The sequence below is a fragment of the Catellatospora vulcania genome, from assembly GCF_009720385.1.
Classification (GTDB): domain Bacteria; phylum Actinomycetota; class Actinomycetes; order Mycobacteriales; family Micromonosporaceae; genus Catellatospora; species Catellatospora vulcania.
The window spans coordinates 151,263-163,856 of sequence record NZ_ML769301.1 but is presented as its reverse complement, the minus strand read 5'-3'; the positions used below and the strand labels follow the sequence as shown (position 1 = coordinate 163,856).

At 70.7% G+C, this 12,594-nt stretch carries 13 protein-coding genes; 5 read left to right on the top strand and 8 right to left on the bottom strand.

The annotated features are described in order from the left end of the window. Positions 1-43: 43 nt before the first annotated feature. Entirely contained in the window at positions 44-376 is a 333-nt protein-coding gene (locus F6W97_RS00785; protein ID WP_155368123.1) for a hypothetical protein, read from the bottom strand. Here F6W97_RS00785 and F6W97_RS00780 point away from each other — a divergent pair. Further along, complete coding sequence (locus F6W97_RS00780) at positions 375-1,631, top strand: C39 family peptidase (protein WP_155368121.1); 1,257 nt, start codon at positions 375-377, stop codon at positions 1,629-1,631. The genes F6W97_RS00785 and F6W97_RS00780 overlap by 2 nt on opposite strands. Positions 1,632-1,710: 79 nt before the next feature. On the opposite strand, the gene F6W97_RS00775 is transcribed toward F6W97_RS00780, so the two are convergent. From F6W97_RS00775 to F6W97_RS00755, 5 genes are all read right to left on the bottom strand, one after another. Beyond that, positions 1,711-2,925: a cytochrome P450 gene (locus tag F6W97_RS00775; RefSeq protein WP_155368120.1), complete on the bottom strand. Its 1,215-nt coding sequence runs from the start codon at positions 2,923-2,925 to the stop codon at positions 1,711-1,713. Between the two features lie 13 nt (positions 2,926-2,938). Beyond that, entirely contained in the window at positions 2,939-4,327 is a 1,389-nt protein-coding gene (locus F6W97_RS00770) for an NAD(P)/FAD-dependent oxidoreductase (RefSeq protein WP_155368119.1), read from the bottom strand. After that, complete coding sequence (locus tag F6W97_RS00765) at positions 4,324-4,551, bottom strand: ferredoxin (protein WP_155368118.1); 228 nt, start codon at positions 4,549-4,551, stop codon at positions 4,324-4,326. Before F6W97_RS00765 ends, F6W97_RS00770 begins: the two co-directional genes overlap by 4 nt. Positions 4,552-4,719: 168 nt before the next feature. Beyond that, positions 4,720-5,346 (bottom strand): DivIVA domain-containing protein, encoded by a 627-nt coding sequence (locus tag F6W97_RS00760; RefSeq protein WP_155368117.1) that lies wholly within the window; start codon positions 5,344-5,346, stop codon positions 4,720-4,722. Positions 5,347-5,539: 193 nt separating this feature from the next. Beyond that, positions 5,540-6,448 carry an endonuclease/exonuclease/phosphatase family protein gene (locus F6W97_RS00755; protein ID WP_407924532.1) on the bottom strand — a complete coding sequence of 303 codons (909 nt, stop codon included), beginning with the start codon at positions 6,446-6,448 and terminating at the stop codon, positions 5,540-5,542. Positions 6,449-6,757: 309 nt separating this feature from the next. On the opposite strand from F6W97_RS00755, the gene F6W97_RS00750 reads away from it, so the two are divergent. The 3 genes from F6W97_RS00750 to F6W97_RS41170 are packed head-to-tail and all read left to right on the top strand — an operon-like array spanning position 6,758 to position 9,451. Beyond that, on the top strand, positions 6,758-8,134 hold the full coding sequence (locus F6W97_RS00750) for a sensor histidine kinase (RefSeq protein WP_155368115.1): 1,377 nt from the start codon (positions 6,758-6,760) through the stop codon (positions 8,132-8,134). 8 nt (positions 8,135-8,142) lie between these two features. Then, entirely contained in the window at positions 8,143-8,790 is a 648-nt protein-coding gene (locus F6W97_RS00745) for a LuxR C-terminal-related transcriptional regulator (RefSeq protein WP_230686295.1), read from the top strand. 4 nt (positions 8,791-8,794) lie between these two features. Then, a complete protein-coding gene (locus tag F6W97_RS41170) occupies positions 8,795-9,451 on the top strand; it encodes a carbohydrate-binding protein (RefSeq protein WP_155368113.1) in 657 nt (218 codons plus the stop codon). Between the two features lie 60 nt (positions 9,452-9,511). Here F6W97_RS41170 and F6W97_RS00735 read toward each other — a convergent pair whose 3' ends face one another. Then, positions 9,512-10,900: a DUF1996 domain-containing protein gene (locus F6W97_RS00735; RefSeq protein WP_230686293.1), complete on the bottom strand. Its 1,389-nt coding sequence runs from the start codon at positions 10,898-10,900 to the stop codon at positions 9,512-9,514. 180 nt (positions 10,901-11,080) lie between these two features. On the opposite strand from F6W97_RS00735, the gene F6W97_RS00730 reads away from it, so the two are divergent. Continuing rightward, entirely contained in the window at positions 11,081-11,302 is a 222-nt protein-coding gene (locus F6W97_RS00730; RefSeq protein WP_155368112.1) for a hypothetical protein, read from the top strand. A gap of 36 nt (positions 11,303-11,338) precedes the next feature. On the opposite strand, the gene F6W97_RS00725 is transcribed toward F6W97_RS00730, so the two are convergent. Next, entirely contained in the window at positions 11,339-12,493 is a 1,155-nt protein-coding gene (locus tag F6W97_RS00725) for an outer membrane protein assembly factor BamB family protein (RefSeq protein WP_155368111.1), read from the bottom strand. Between the last annotated feature and the right edge of the window lie 101 nt (positions 12,494-12,594).

Below are 12,594 nucleotides of genomic sequence, written 5' to 3'. Positions count from 1 at the left end.
GATGCTCAGCCCGCCGGGCAGGCCGGTCGCGCTGAGGCTGATCTCACCCGGCGCGGGCGGGTTGCCGCCGGGCAGGTGCGGGGCGATGTCGCCCGGGACAGTCGTAGCCCACGTTCGCGCAACCGCGTGGCCGGCCGGCCGATGTCATCCCGCTGGCCTCGACCGCGACGTCCAGAGCCACTGCGAACGGCCCGGTGCGCAGGGCGTGGGCGACATCAGACTCCACACCATGGGCACCGGCGTCGCTCCACGCGGCGCGCATGTCCACCAGTGCCATCACCCGCGTCGTCAGATGACAGACCGAACAGGCGTTGTGAAAGATGTCTTCGTCACGGCAGTCTTTGCTGAAGGTTCCCATCGTGAGTGGAGAGTTCATGGAGCGCAGGGCAGTCATTCGGTCGGCATTGGCGGCGGGTGCCTCGACCGCTCTGGCCGGGGTCGCCGGACCGGCGTGGGCAGCGAAGCCGCCACCGCCGCCCGGTCCTCGCAACATCGCCTACCAGGGCTGGACCTCGGACGCCGATTTCGGCACGGGCGCCCACCTCGGCACCGCGACATCCGGTGGCGCGCTGCGGATCGCGTCCGCGGCGGGCCAGTTCACCTACCTCGGCTCGAGCTACGACTACGCGAGCTGGACGTCGCCCATGGTGGCCACCGGATTTCCCGCCACCGAGGCGATCGCGTCCTGGACCGCTGACACGCCGGGCGCCACCTGGGTGCAGGTGGAACTGCGGGGCGTGACGGCCGCGGGCAACACCTCGGCGTGGAAGGTGATGGGCCGCTGGGCCGCGGAGGACACCACCGTGCAGCGCACGTCCGTGCCGGGACAGACCGACGCTGACGGCGGCATCGCGATCGACACCTGGACCGCGGCCGCGGGACACGCGCTGACCAGCTGGCAAGCGCGGGTGACCCTGTACCGGCCGGCCGGTGGCTCGCTCACACCGGTGGTGCGCAGCCTCGGCGCGGTCGCCTCCGCCGTCGCCGGAGCCGGCACCCCCACGGTGCCCGGCGCGGCGCAGGGCGTCACGCTCAACGTGCCGCAATACTCACAGGAAATCCACGCCGGGCAGTACCCGCAGTACAACGGCGGCGGGGAGGCCTGGTGCAGCCCCACTTCGACGTCGATGGTGGTCGCGTTCTGGGGCGCCGGCCCGACTCCCGCCGACTACGCGTGGGTGAATCCGAGCTACGCCGACCCGTGGGTCGACCACGCCGCCCGCAGCACCTACGACCTGAACTACGACGGCACCGGCAACTGGCCGTTCAACACCGCGTACGCGGGCCGGTTCGGCCTGGACGGCTTCGTCACGCGGCTGCGCTCGCTGAACGAGGCCGAGAAGTTCATCGCCGCGGGCATCCCGCTGGTCCTGTCGTTGTCGTTCAGCAAGAACGAGATCCCCGGACTGTCCTATTCGACCAATGGACACCTGCTGGTGCTGGTCGGCTTCTCCGCGACCGGGCAGCCGGTCCTGAACGATCCCGCCTCCGCGACCAACGCCGCGGTACGCAAGACCGTCGGACGCGCCGATTTCGAAGCGGCATGGCTGCGCTCCAGCGGCGGCGTCGTCTACGTGATCAAACAGCCGGGCGTGGCCCTGCCGACGCCCCCGACCCAGGCCAACTGGTAGTCCGCTGCGGCATCGGCCTCAGCCCGAAACCGGTCGAGGCCGATGCCGCAAATGCCCGCGAACGAACCGACGACGACCCTCAACCTTGCTCGACGAGGAGGTGAAGTGGGCCGCGCAGGATCGGGCTGCGCCGGTACGGTGGCGGGTCGGCGACCAGCCGGGGATTGTCCACGCGGCGGACGAATTCGGTGATCGCGATCTGCGCCTCCAACCGGGCGAGCGGGCCACCGAAGCAGAGGTGGATGCCGCTGCCGAAGCCGAGGTGCTGGTTGTCCTGGCGGTCCGGGTCGAAGCGGTCGGGATCGTGGAAGCGGTCGGGATCGCGGCTGCCCGAAGCGAGCATGAGCATGATCTGCGAGCCCTTGGGGATGGTGGTGTCGGCGATGGTGATGTCGCTGTACGCGGCGCGCCACGGAATGATGTGCACGGGTGGCTCGTAGCGCAGCAGCTCCTCGACCAGCCGGATGATCAGGCCTGGCTCGTTGCGCAGCCGCTGCAGCATCTGCGGGTGGCGCAGCAGGGTGAGGACGCCGTTCGTGATGAGGTTGACGGTGGTCTCGTGGCCGGCGATGAGCAGCAGGTTGGCGGTGCTGATGATCTGCTCGTCGGTCATGCGGCCGTCGGGGCCGTCGTCGGTGGCCAGCTTCGACAGGATGTCGTCGCCAGGCCGGCTGTGGCGTTCCTCCACCAGTCCGCCGAGATACTGGCGCAGTTCGGCCCTGGCCTGCATCCCTTTCTGCAACCGCTCCGGAGGGTCCACGGCCGGGTTGTAGTCGATGGCGTCGACGAGCGCTTCGACCCACTGGTGGAATCGTGGTTCGTCCTCGCGGGGCACGCCGAGCAGGTGGCAGATCACGGTGACCGGGAACGGGTAGGCGAAGTCATCCACGACGTCGATCTGCTTCCTGCCTTGCAGGCCGTCGATCAGGCCGTTGACGACGGCGGTCATGTCGGGCCGCATGCCGTCCACCAGCCCCGGGGTGTGCGGGGGACCGAAGTGGCGCATCGCCATACGCCGCATGCGGTCGTGTTCGGGCGGATCGAGATTGAGGAACGCCGGGTTGTCCTCCCGCCCTGCGCCCGGAAGCGGGTGGGCCAGATTGCGGATGTCGGAGCTCAGGTGCGGGTCGTGCAGCAACGCGGTGAGCTCCCGGTAGGTGCTGATCACGTAGCTGCCGTCCTCCTGCAGCGCTACCGGGGTCCTGCGCAGCTCGGCGTACAGCGGGTACGGGTCGGCGCGGGCGGAGTAGTCGAGGATCCGGGGCAGGATGCCGGGCGTCCGGGTCATGGTCATGGTGGTCTACCTCCTACGGCCGTGCGGCCGTGACGCGCCGTTCATCCGGATCGTGGCCGGTCACCACGACCGTGGCGCCCTGGGCGAGCAGCATCGGACCCGGGAAGTCGACGGGCACCGGTTTGGCGTCGACCGGCTGGTCGGGTGTCGGGCAGGGCGGCGGGAAGGGCGCCGCCGTCTCGATCAGCTTGCGGTAGTGGTCCAGCCACTTCGCGTTGTTGAAGGTGACCGCAGCGGTGACCCGGCCCTGGTAGCCGTAGGTGGCGACGAAGCGGCGCTCGGCCACCGACCCCTGGGTGATGACGACTTCGTCGGCGAAGGTCGGCACACCGACAGACTTGATGTTGACGCCGAACTGGATCGACCAGAACGACGGTATGGTCAGGTGCGGCCAACGGTCGGCCTGCAGGTGGACCATGTTGTGTGCGGCGATCTCGGCCTGCTCCACGGCGTTGACCCAGTGTTCCAGCGAAATGAAGCGGTACTCGTAGACCGGGTGCGGGCATCGCGCCACATCCCCGGCGACGAAGACGTCATCGGTGATCAGACCGTTGAGGTCCATGGCGCGGCAGCCCGAGTCGGCGGCGATCCCCCAGGGCCCGACAGCCAGCCCCGAGCCCTGCAGCCATTCGGTGTTGCGAATACCGCCGAGCGCGACCACCGCCACGTCGGCGTCGACGGTGCTGCCGTCGGAGAGGTGGGCGCGGCGCAGCCGCCCCTGTTCGTCGCCCTCGAGCGACGTGACCTTCACCCCGGTACGCAGATCGACACCGTGGGCACGCTGCATCTCCGACGCGATCTCACCGATCATGGCCCCGAGCGCCCCGACCAGCGGGCCCGGCCCGAGTTCGGCGACGGTCACCGGTATGTCGCGCTCGCGGCAGATGGAGGCGATCTCGGAACCGGTGAAGCCGGCCCCGATGATCAGGACCCGATCGGGGCCGTCGGCGAGGCGCTGCCGCAGGCCGGCGGCGTCCTCGCGCGTGCGCACCACGAATACCCCGTCCAGCGCGGCCTCGGCCTCGTGGGGCCAGGGCCGGGCCCGCACACCTGTCGCGATCAGCACCCGGTCGTAGGGCACCTCCCGGCCGTCGGCGAGCCGCACCAGGCCTGCGGCCACGTCCAGCCCCGACGCGGGCACGCCCAGCAGCCACTGCGCATCCACCTCGCGACGACGGGGCAGGGTCGTGGCCTCGGCGGGCACCCATCCGGTCAGGACCTGCTTGGACAGCGGAGGACGATCGTAGGGCTCGCCCTTCTCGTCCCCGATCACGGTCAACGAACCGGTGAAGCCCTCATCGCGCAGCGACTCGGCGGCCCGCAGGCCGGCGAGGGAGGCGCCGACGATGACGATGCGGCCCTCGCGCTTGAATGTCTGCAAGGCCTCGGTCCTGCTGGTCATGACCGCATCGCCTCCGCCGCCGCGTCCCGGCCCTCCAGCCGGTCGACGAGGATGGCCTGGACCGGACAGGCAGCGGCGGCACGCAACACCTGTTCGCGCTGCGCATCGTCGGGGCTCGGGTCATACATCAGCGCTTCCTCACCGTGCATCCGGAACGCGTCCGGTGCCAGGAACGCGCACTGCGCATACCCCTGGCATCGGGAAAGATCTACGACGACCCTCATGCCGATCCTCCGTTTCAGGGACCGCAGAGCTGCAGCGCTCAGGCAGGTCTGCGACACCGCCTGCAGTACCTGCCTTGTCGAGGTCAGCCTATCCAGCGCCCGACGTAGCCCGCCCTGGAAACGGATATACCCGGCAGCCGTTCCGGCCGGCGAGCCCCGGGTCCGGGCCTAGATATTCGGGGTGACCTGGGACGGCGTACCGTCGTCCGAGGCGCGCGCCCGGGCCGAGCGTCCCCGGGCGCGTCTCTTCCCGTTCGGTGCGTCCTGGGGCTCGCCGCGAGGCGCGGCCGCCGGCTCGGCTGTCGGCACGGGGCCGATGACATAGCCCGCGACTGCGCAGGCCGAATCTGCCGAGGGCACTTGGCGCTCCGGCGGCGAATGCTCCTGGTGGTCCAGCGCCAGTTCGCGGTCACGCCTGGCTTGATCCGCCTCCGCCTGCGCCTGCCGGCGGATGGCGTCGGCCTCGCGACGGGCGTCGGCCAGTACCTCGCAAGCGGTGCTGCGCAGCTCGTCAGCCTCCTGCTCGGCCAATCGCATGATCGACTGGACTCGCGGCCCGATCCTGGCGTGCGGACGCACCTCGGCCAGCTCGGCAGTCAGTCTCGCGTTCTCCGCAAGCACCTCATCGAGCAGAACGTTGGCCGCGGACAGGCGCTGAACCTCGGCGATCAGGCGCCGCATCCGCCTGGCGGTGTCCTCGACATAGGCGTCGACCTCATCGAACGAGTAGCCGAGCAAGTGGGCTGCAAACAACTCGTCCGCCTTGAGCGTGGGCTCGACGTCGATGCGTGCCATATCACGAGCTTAGACAGCGGCCGACTGTCCAAACCGGGTTTCGCCTACGCGCATCGCGCTACGGTCCCCACCAGGCGGGAAGCGGTCGATTCTGCCGGCGCGGCTGATGATGGCGTCAGGCTGAGGCGGCTGAGCCCGGTTCGGCCGCTGGCCTGCAGGTCCCTGCATGGCGAAGGGACGGCTCTCGAAATGATCACCAGCTGATGGCGGCCGCGACCGGCAGGTGGTCGCTGCCGGTGGCCGGCAGCACCCACGAACGCATCGGCTCCACGCCTCTGACCAGGATCTGGTCGATCCGCACCACCGGGAACGCGGCCGGCCAGCTGAAGCCGAAGCCGTCCCCGGCCGCGTCCTGGGCCGAGCGCAGCTGCGAGGTGATGCCGGCGAATGCGCGGTCGTCCATGGCGCCGTTCAGGTCGCCGAGCAGCACCAGCCGCGGGTTCTGCTCGGCGGCGACGGCCTCGCCGAGCGCCTGCGCGTTCCGGTCTCGATCGGCCGTCCAGAAGCCCGCTCTGGGATTCACCCGTGCGGATCCCAGATGGGCCACGTAAACCGCCAGCGGACCCTGGCCTGTGGCCACCGTGGCACGCAGCGCCCGGTTGTCGACCAATTTGACGTCGGCCGGCTTGGCGTCCCCCGCCGGCCCGACGTCTTGCCTGGTGTCGACCGGTTGGGTGTCCGACAGCGGCAGCTTGCTCCACAGCCCGACCGTGCCCTGCACCGTGTGGTACGGGTACACCTGCGCCAGCCCTTCCTCGTACCTGCTCCGGTCCTGCTCGGTCAGCTCCACCAGTGCCAGCACGTCCGCTCCGGAGGCGGCCAGGTCGCGGGCGGTGCCGGCCGCGTCGGGATTGTCGGCGCCGACGTTGTGCTGGGCCACGGTGAGGTCGCCGCCGGGGTGGGACTTGTCAGTGAGCAGCCCGCCGAAGAGGTGCAGCCACACCGTGACCGGCAGCATCAGCGCGGCCACCGCGGAGGCGGAGCGACGCCACAGCGCCGCGGCCAGTAGCACCGGAACGAACAGGCCGAACCACGGCAGGAAGCTCTCCACCAGGCTGCCGAGGTTGCCGACTCGGTTGGGGATCGTCGCGTGCATCAGCATGACCAGGCCCAGCAGCACAGCCAGCGCCCCGAGCACCGGGCCGCGCTTCCAGGGGCCCGGCTCGCAGGCAGCACGTGCCGCCCGGCGGATGCCCGCGCGCCAGGCGCCGGCGCCGGTCTCTCGCCGGTCGGTGCCGCCCTGTCCGGTCTCGGCCGGGTCCGTCTGCGTCATCGTCTGTCCTGGCTCACTGCCGGTCACTGCTGCGTCCTCGGGTTCTGGGTGAAGTCGGCAAACATACTCGGGCAGTACTCGTCAGCCGCTTCGGGGCGCAGTTCGGCGCCGTGCTCTGCTGATGGCGCGGTTCGGTGCATGCCGCCAGTCAAGCCAGCGTGGCGTTACCAGGGCGTGAGCGTTTGCAGCCGGCGGCCGTCGGAGAGCCCCGTCCGGGCGTTGTGGAGATCGATGGACGTCTTGACAACCGCCGACGACTTGCCTGATCATCGAGAGAGCGCTCCCTCGAAGATCATCAAAGTATCGCCCACGCCCGGGGCAGGACTCGTGACAACGACAACTGGACACCTCGACCGAGCAGTCGCACGGGCTGCTGTCGCGCGGGCGGTGCTGCTCGGCCGGGCCGCCGCGACACTGGCCGTCGCGGGCGGCGGCCTGCGCCTTCGAGCGCAGCCCTCTTCGCTGGTCGTCGTGCTCGTTCTCGTCCTCGTCACGGCCGTCGTCGCGCTCGTGGCGCTGTCCCGCAATCCTCGGGTGGTCGCTCATCCGCTGCCCATCCTGGCCGCGGACGCGGTGATCGTCCTGGCCGTCCTCGGGATAGGCGAAGGCGACGTGGCCTTCTTCTGCTGTGCCGCAGGGGCGAGCGCGCTGGCCGGTGTGCTCGTCGGTTTCCGGGCGCTGCTGCCCGCCGCGTTCTATGCCGGGCTCGGCTACCTGGTGGCTGCCCACCTGCTCGGCTCGGTGCCGGCCGCGGCCGGCCTGGCCGGCTTCGTGCTGGCGTTTCCCATCATCAACGTGCTCACCGCGGTCGGCGCCGCCGTGGCGACCGCCGCCCTGGCCGCATACGTCGAGCTGTCGGTCAGGCTGGTCGCGTCGGCGCAGCGGACGGCAGCGGCGGCCGAACGGGCCCGGCTTGCCCGTGAACTGCACGACTCGGTCACCAAGACGCTGCGCGGGGTCTCGTTCGCGGCGCTGGCGCTACCGACCTCGCTGCGACGGCAGCCGGCGCTGGCCGAGCAACTGGCCGCGACGGTCTCGGCCGGCGCGGCCGCCGCGGTACGCCAGGCGCAAGAGGTCCTTGAAGGCCTCCGGCTCGACAACCCGGACCACGAGTTCGGCGCGACGGTGGACAGCATCTGCCGCCGCTGGTCCGAACGTGAAGGCATACCGGTGCGCATGTCGACCGCGGCCGCCGAACTGCCGCTGGACCTGCGCTACGAGTTGGCCCAGATCCTGCATGAGTCGCTGGAGAACATCGCACGTCATGCCGGGGCGAGCCTCGTGACGGTGGAACTGGCGCACACCGGCGCGAGCGTCCGGCTGCGCGTCACCGACAACGGAGCCGGATTTCGCGTACCGGCCGAGTTGAGCGGCTGCTACGGTCTGATCGGCATGGCGGAACGGGCCGCTGCGATCCGCGGCACCCTGCGGGTGGTCTCCGCGCCGGGCGCGGGAACGACCGTCGAAACCGTCGTCGCCGTGAAGGCGGCCGCTTCTGCCGGGTCACTGTCATGATCTCGGTGATGGTCGTGGACGACAATCCCATCGTCCGCGCGGCCCTCAGCGGCTACCTGCGGCTGTGCCCGGAGTTTCGGGTGTCGGCCGAGGCCGTCGACGGGCGGGAGGCCGTCGCGCTGGCCCGCCGGGACCGGCCGATGGTGACCCTGCTCGACCATCGCATGCCGGTGGCGGACGGCCTCTCCGTGCTCGGCGAGCTGGTCGCCCACACGCGCGTGCTGGTGCTCACGAGCGACGCGAGCCCGCAGCTCATCGCCGGGATGCTGCGCGGCGGCGCGCGCGGCTACCTGGTCCACGGCGCGTTCGATCCGGCGGAGCTGCACCGCGCGGTGCTGGCCGTGGTAGCCGGGCAGGGCTGGCTCTCCCCCGTGGCGGCCGCGGTCGCCGCAGCGGCTGTCCGTGAACACGCCGAAAACGAACGCGCCCGCCGCGACCTCGCCGAGCGGCGGCGGCTCGCGAGGTCCCGGTTCGGGCTGACCCGGCGGGAACAGGAGGTGCTGGCGCAACTCGCCCTGGGGTTGTCGAATGCCGCCATCGCCCACCGGCTGGTGCTTACCGAGAAGACCGTCAAGAACCACCTGCAGCACATCTTCGCCAAGCTGGGCGTGGCCAGCCGCACCGAGGCGGTCGTCGTGTGGACCGGGCGGAGGTAGCGGCGTGCCCGTCGTATCCGCGCGCGTGCTGGGCTGGTCGGCCCTCATCCTGGCCGTCGGCGCGACGATCGCCGTCGTACCGCCCCTGGTCATGCCCGGCCCAGGGCAGAACCCTCCGTCCCTGGCCGAACAGCCCCACGGTTCGCCGACGCCGCAGCCGTCAGCCGCGCCGACGGCCCGGCCGCCGTCGCCGGCCGCCCCGTCGCGACCGCCGTCGCCGACGGTGCCGGGGCGACCTGCCGCGTCCGCACCGCCGAAGGCGACCACGTCCGCGGCAGCCCGCTTCCAGCCGATCACCGTGCACGCCGCCGACCCGGCCAACCTCCGCGTGGGCGCCCGCGTGATCGAGTGTCCGACCTGTGTGAACGGCAGCCGGGTCGGCTACATCGGCGGCCCGAACACCCTCGCCGTGCAGATCAAGGGGGTGCCGCAGGCTGGCGAGCGAACGCTGACCGTCGTCTACGAGACCGAGCAGCCGCGTACCCTCAAACTCGCCGTGGACGGCGGCCCCGCCCGCGAACTGGCGCTCGCCGGCGCCCAGAGCTGGCTGATCCCGGTGCGGGTGTCGGTGCGCCTGTGGCTGCCGAAGGGCGCCTGCTGGATCAGGTTCTTCAACGACACCGGCTCGGCCCCCGACATCAACATGATCACGGTCAGCTGACGCGGGCCGCGCCACTGCCGAGGGCGGGCGTCCCGCAGGACACCCGCCCCGGTCACCGGCTCAGAACTGTCCGGCGCTGTTGCACTTGGCCGACTGGACGATGCAGTTCTTCACCCGGTGCCCCTGCGCGTCGTTGTCCCAGACGTTGACGAAGTCCCCGTGCATCGACGACGCCATCCCCGAGGCCAGCGTGAACCCTTGCGTGCTACCGACGGCGGGGTACGCGATGACGAACGAGACCGACGGGATCGCCACCGGGAACGCGCTCGGGCACGTTCCGTTCGGGGTGTACGCCACGTGCGACTTGTGGTCGGGGCTGTCCAGGTGCACGCCGTCCCAGCAGTCCGGGAAGACGAGCTGGAACATCAGCGTCCCGCCCGGGGAGCAGATCGGCCAGTTGCCGTCGGCGCTGCGGCCGATCTCACCGCCGGTGGTCCCGCCCACGCAGTAGAACTGGTTCACCGAGCCGGCGGGAGTGGGCACCTGGCGGCCCGCACTGCCCGCGATCATCTCGAAGCCCAGCGGGAACGGCACCGTCTGGCTCGGGTCGGCCAGCCGCGAGCCGTAATACACCACGACCCCCTTAGGCTCCACCACGGCGCCGCGGTCGTACAGGGTCGGCACCCAGTACGCCGAGAGGTCCGCGGGGGCCGGCGTGCACGTCGTGGCGGTGTTGGCGCGCAGGCTGTCCAGGGTGGAGTTCGCGTTCGTGCTGCGGTTGCCGAAAAAGCTGTGCATGTGGGAGGCGCCCGGCAGCCCGGGGAACACGATGGGGTCGTCCTTGAAGGAGTGGCTGTAGGTGCACGTCGCGTTGAACTCCGGCACCCGTACGGCATTGGCCGGGGCCGGCGCCATCGTCATCGCCCGGAAAGCGGCCAGCTGCGCGTTCCACTTCACCGGGTCGACGTTGACCCAGCCGGTCGCCGGGCCGCCGGAGTTGAACGACAGCCAGTTGAGGTTGACGAAGTCCGCGCCGCTGCCGGTGTTGGCCATGACCGCGTACACCGACTGGACCCCGGCCGGGTGGCTGGTGACATTCACCGTCTGCGTGACCCACGCCTGCCAGCCGCCCGTCGCCGTGATGGCGAACTGCGCCAGGACGGGCCCGGTCACCGACCCCGTACGCAGCTGAACGGTCCCCGCGCCGCCGACGGCGGAGGCCACCCGCACGGACACGGCCATCGTGCCCGAGGCGCCCAGGTCCACACCGTCGTAGCGCAGCCAGTCCCCCCGGGACAGGTAGCCGACGTCGGAGCCGCCGCCGGTGTCGACGGTCGGCTCGACGACGCCACCGAGCTGGGCCGAGTACGCCTCGGCCTGCACCACCAGCTCGGCGGCGGCGCCCGCTGACGGTGTCAGCGCGACGACGACCGCGGCCAGCACCATGCTCGCACAACCGGCGCCGACCGAGACCACCCTCGCCCGTCGTCTGATCCAGTTCCCTGTCATGCGCGACCCTCCTACGATCTGCGAAAAGAGCGAGTTCTTTGCAACGTAGTTACGGCCGTGAGTCGCCACATGAGGCGAAAGCCTCAGTGGGCGGCGGTTCCGGTGCCCACTTTGCGGACTCTTATTTGCGGACTCTTATTCGATGGCGCCGACGACCGGTGCTCACTACCGTGCCGACCTGTGAAGGAGTCTCCGCAGATCATCGTCAGGCAGTGCCGGCAGCAGGACGTCGCCGTGCTGGAGCGCTACCTCCCCACCGGCCCGAACCGGTACCACGAAGCCCGCTACCGCCGCCAGCACGACGGACTCAGCACGTTCCTGCTCGCCTACGCACGCGACGTTCCGGTCGGCGCTGACGGCTGCCGGTTCCTGGTCAAAGAGATCTCCGCCCACCCCGCCTGATACGACCGGGGCCGCAGCGTCTGCCGGCCGGCCGCCTCAGCCCAAGGCCAGGACGGCTTCATCGGTCACCGCGTACAGCACGCCGTCGGTGAGGGAGAGAGGCGAGGGCACCTCGTCGTACTCGCCCAGCACCGTGGGGAGCCAACTGGTGGGCTCGTCCAGTGCCAGGTCCCATCGGGGTTCGCCGGTGGCGGCGTCGACGGCATGTACCTGTCCGCCTTCGGTGGCGAGGTGGAGGGTCTGGCCGGCCAGCAGTGGCGTGGCGACCACCGGCGCGGGGAACCGGCGGCTCCACCGCAGTCGCCCGGAGCCGGGTTCGAAGGCGTGTACCGCATCGCCACTCGTACAGTAGATCGATTCCGTCCCGAACACGGGGGCCGCGCCGAAGCAGCCGCCGAGCCCCATTTCCGCGGGCTCTTCCAGCGTGACCTGCTCATCGCCGGTTTGCGGATCGAAGCCGACAAGCGTCAGGGCCGCCGTCCCGTCGCCGTCGCACCACCGGTCGCGAACCACCCAGACCAGACCGCGGGCGTACACCGGATGGTAGGGCGCGACATCCAGCTGATCGCCTTCGCAGCCGGGGTGCTCGCATCCGACGAAGGTCTCGTGGAAGCCCCACAGCAGCGCGCCGCTGTCCACATCGAAGGCGTGCAGCCCGCCGTGGGTGTGGTTGCCCTCGAATCCCTCGGTCAGAAACAGCCGGCCGTCGGCCACCGCCGCAAACGCGGCCAGCAGACCGAACCCGTAGTGGCTGTCGACACCGCCGACCGCCTCCAGGCTGCTCCACCGCTTGGCGCCGGTGGACAGCTCGTAGGCCGCAACCGCCGCCAGGTCGTGCAGCACGACCACCGCACCGCCGACGATGGTCGCGTGATGGCTGCTGATCTCCGGTATCGACCACCGCACCTGTCCCGTGCGGCGATCATGTGCGAAGACCTGTTCACCCGCTTCGGCCAGCACCAGATCCGCAGACACCGCAGGCAGCGCGGCCACCGAGGACCGGGCCGCCGAGCCGTCCCCGTGACGCAGCTCGTGCCGGCTCTGCCAGAGCAGGCCGCCGGTGACGATGTCGATCGCGCACACGTGACCGTCGGCGTCACCCAGGTAAGCCACACCATCGGCCACTGTCGGCAACGCCGGCCCGGTGCCCGGCGTGGTCAACCGCCGACGCACCCGCGGCTGATCCACCACGCCGCGGCCTCGGCACACCCCGGTACGCGCCACATCACCAGACGGCAGATTCACCACTTCGCAGCCCGACGTCCATACCGGATCTTCACCGCACCTTTGTA

Excerpts from the sequence above, each read along its gene's own strand:
- F6W97_RS00780 (WP_155368121.1), top strand. The coding sequence starts at position 375 with ATGGAGCGCAGGGCAGTCATTCGGTCGGCATTGGCGGCGGGTGCCTCG.
- F6W97_RS00785 (WP_155368123.1), bottom strand. The coding sequence starts at position 376 with ATGAACTCTCCACTCACGATGGGAACCTTCAGCAAAGACTGCCGTGAC.
- F6W97_RS00775 (WP_155368120.1), bottom strand. The coding sequence starts at position 2,925 with ATGACCATGACCCGGACGCCCGGCATCCTGCCCCGGATCCTCGACTAC.
- F6W97_RS00770 (WP_155368119.1), bottom strand. The coding sequence starts at position 4,327 with ATGACCAGCAGGACCGAGGCCTTGCAGACATTCAAGCGCGAGGGCCGC.
- F6W97_RS00765 (WP_155368118.1), bottom strand. The coding sequence starts at position 4,551 with ATGAGGGTCGTCGTAGATCTTTCCCGATGCCAGGGGTATGCGCAGTGC.
- F6W97_RS00760 (WP_155368117.1), bottom strand. The coding sequence starts at position 5,346 with ATGGCACGCATCGACGTCGAGCCCACGCTCAAGGCGGACGAGTTGTTT.
- F6W97_RS00755 (WP_407924532.1), bottom strand. The coding sequence starts at position 6,448 with ATGCTGATGCACGCGACGATCCCCAACCGAGTCGGCAACCTCGGCAGC.
- F6W97_RS00750 (WP_155368115.1), top strand. The coding sequence starts at position 6,758 with ATGCCGCCAGTCAAGCCAGCGTGGCGTTACCAGGGCGTGAGCGTTTGC.
- F6W97_RS00745 (WP_230686295.1), top strand. The coding sequence starts at position 8,143 with ATGGTCGTGGACGACAATCCCATCGTCCGCGCGGCCCTCAGCGGCTAC.
- F6W97_RS00735 (WP_230686293.1), bottom strand. The coding sequence starts at position 10,900 with ATGACAGGGAACTGGATCAGACGACGGGCGAGGGTGGTCTCGGTCGGC.